At 66.7% G+C, this 769-nt stretch carries 1 protein-coding gene; it reads left to right on the top strand.

The features are described 5' to 3' along the window. Nucleotides 1-769, top strand: a 769-nt coding sequence (locus tag ACFOES_RS20990) for a UTP--glucose-1-phosphate uridylyltransferase (RefSeq protein WP_377835683.1), incomplete at both ends; no start/stop codon positions are given.

Raw genomic sequence — 769 nt, 5'->3', positions numbered from 1 at the left:
ACGAAGGCAGTTTTCCCTGTCGCGGGATTGGGAACGCGGTTTCTGCCGGCGACGAAATCGGTGCCGAAGGAAATCATGACGCTGGTCGACCGGCCGTTGATCCAATACGCGATCGACGAGGCGCGGGCGGCCGGGATCAAGGAATTCCTGTTCGTGACCTCGCGCGGCAAGAGCGCGCTGGAGGATTACTTCGACTGCAATCCGCAGCTCGAGGCGGAGCTGCGGCGCAAGGGCAAGGACGCCCTGCTGCAGACGCTGAAATCGACCAATATGGAAGACGGCGCGATCGCCTATATCCGCCAGCACAAGGCGCTCGGCCTCGGCCACGCGGTGTGGTGCGCGCGGCGGCTGATCGGCAACGAGCCCTTCGCGGTGATCCTGCCCGATGACGTGATCGCGGCCGAGAAACCCTGCCTGCAGCAGATGGTCGAGGCCCATGCCGAGACCGGCGGCAACGTGGTGGCGGCGATGGAAGTGCCGCCCGAGAAGGCCTCGGCCTACGGCGTGCTCGACGTCGCCGAGGACATGGGGGCGATGGTCTCGGTGCGCGGCATGGTCGAGAAGCCGAAGCCCGAGGAGGCGCCGTCGAACCTGGCGGTGATCGGGCGCTACATCCTGACGCCGCGGGTGATGGGGAACCTCAACAAGATGAAGTCGGGCGCTTCGGGCGAGATCCAGCTCACCGACGCGATCGCCGACGAGATCGCGGCCGGCCGGCCGGTCTACGGCTTCCGCTTCCGCGGCCAGCGTTTCGATTGCGGCTCGAAGG

Origin of the sequence: Acidimangrovimonas pyrenivorans (genome assembly GCF_042643245.1) — a bacterium.
Lineage (GTDB): Bacteria > Pseudomonadota > Alphaproteobacteria > Rhodobacterales > Rhodobacteraceae > Acidimangrovimonas > Acidimangrovimonas pyrenivorans.
The sequence above is the reverse complement of the archived record's forward strand: the minus strand, read 5'-3'. Positions and strand labels throughout refer to the sequence as shown.